Source organism: Paenibacillus sabuli, assembly GCF_014705605.1.
Lineage (GTDB): Bacteria > Bacillota > Bacilli > Paenibacillales > Paenibacillaceae > Paenibacillus_D > Paenibacillus_D sabuli.
Genome location: NZ_JACXIZ010000083.1, coordinates 1 through 1,924 on the forward strand (window position 1 = coordinate 1; position 1,924 = coordinate 1,924).

Annotated in this window: 1 pseudogene; it reads left to right on the top strand. The window is 68.5% G+C overall.

Annotated elements, in window-relative coordinates:
* Positions 1–1,924, top strand: a pseudogene (locus tag IDH44_RS25995) (FIVAR domain-containing protein); the annotation flags it as partial.

The following is a 1,924-nucleotide window of genomic DNA, read 5'->3' on the forward strand; positions in this document are numbered from 1 at the left end:
AACGACGCGCAGGCCATCGCGGATGATGCCGCGAACCAAACACAGGGACTGATCGACAGTGCGGAGTCGACGCTCGAGACGGCAACCGCGACGTTCCTCGGCACCGTCATCGGTGCAGGCAATGCTTTGGCGCTACTGAGCGCGATTGCCGACGCTGAGCAAGCGCTGACCGATCATCCTCAGGGCTCGAACGTCGGGCAGGCTCCGGCTGCAGCACGTACCACGCTGCAGGCTGCCATCGATGACGCGCAACCCGTCGCGGATGATGCGCCGAACCAGACGCAGGCACAGCTCGACAGCGCCGAGTCGACGCTCGAAGCCGCAACGACTGCGTTCCTTAGCACCGTCATCGGCGCAGGCAACGCGAGCGCGCTGCTGAGCGCGATTGCCGACGCCGAGCAGGCGCTAACCGATCATCCCGAAGGATCGAATGTCGGGCAGGCTCCGGCTGCAGCACGTACCACGCTGCAGGCTGCCATCGATGCCGCGCAAACCATCGCGGATGATGCCGCGAACCAGACTCAGGGGCAACTCGACAGTGCAGAATCGACGCTCGAGTCGGCAACCGCGACGTTCCTCGGCACCGTCATCGGTGCAGGCAATGCTTCGGCGCTGCTGAGTGCCATCGCCGACGCCGCGCAAGCACTCGTCGATCATCCCGAAGGATCGGGTGTCGGGGAAGCTTCTGCCGATGCGCGGACCACGTTGCAGGACGCCATCGACGTTGCACAGACCATAGCCGACGATGCCGCCAACCGGCCGCAGGATCAGCTCGACAGCGCCGAAGCGACGCTCGAGGCGGCAACCGCCGCCTTCCGCGCCGCCGTCGTCGGCCTCGTGCTGACGGCCCCGAACGACGGGCTGTACGGCACGGACAGCGTGCTTGCCTTCACCCTGACCTACCGCGATCCCGTGGTCGTCACCGGCACGCCGCGCCTGGGCATCGCGCTCGGCACCGGCTCCGCCACCGAGACCGTCTACGCCGCCTATACCGGCAGCCAGGGCGAGACGCGCACCACCCTGCCCTTCGCCTATGACGTGCCGGCCGGTCTGGCCGACCTGGACGGGATTGCACTCGAGGCGCAGGTCGCCCTTCCGGACGGAGCGACGCTCGTCTACAGCGGCTCCGGCGATCCGGCGATGACGGCCTTCGCCGTCCCGGATACGAGCAGCGTCACCGTCGTCTCCATCGCACCCTCGCTTGCTCTGAGCACCGACGGCGCAACGGAAGACGCCGAGATTGCCGTCACCGCCAGCGCGCATCGCAGCGAGGCCGGCAATGCCCTGACCCATCTGCGCTGGCTCGCAGGCAGCCGCACGGCCGACGCTTTCGACGGCGGGGCCAGCGGCACGGATATCCTGGCGACGGGTGCTTTCACCGCCAGCGACAACGGCACCTACACCGTCTACGCCCGCGATGCCGCCGGCAACGTGGCGCTGCAGACGATCAGCATCGACAGTATCGTCGAACCGACGGACCCGGTTGACCCGGTCGATCCCGTCGATCCGGTGACGCCGCCGGCCGAGCCGGACGACGAGTCGGTCGACACCGACGAGCCGCAGGAGCAGCCGCGCGAATATGAGGCGCAGCTCACCGTCGGCGAAGAGGCACTGGAGCTGCAATGGACCGAAGCCGAGCTGGAGGACCTGGAAGACGCGGGCCTTACGCTCGACGGCCGCGAGCTGGAGGCGGCGGCCGTCGATGTCTGGACCTTGACGCTGCCCAAGGCGACCGCCGCCGCCCTGCTGCGCACGAACCCGGACAGCCTGCTGCACGTGCGCACCGGCCTGGGTGACTACGCCTTGCCCGTCGCCATGCTCGCCGAGCTCACAGCGCAGCCCTACAGCGAGCTCCGGGTGACGCTTGCTCCCGCTACCGAGGCCGAGCAAGGTGCGCTGCTCGAAGCCGTTGCACAGCTCGGCG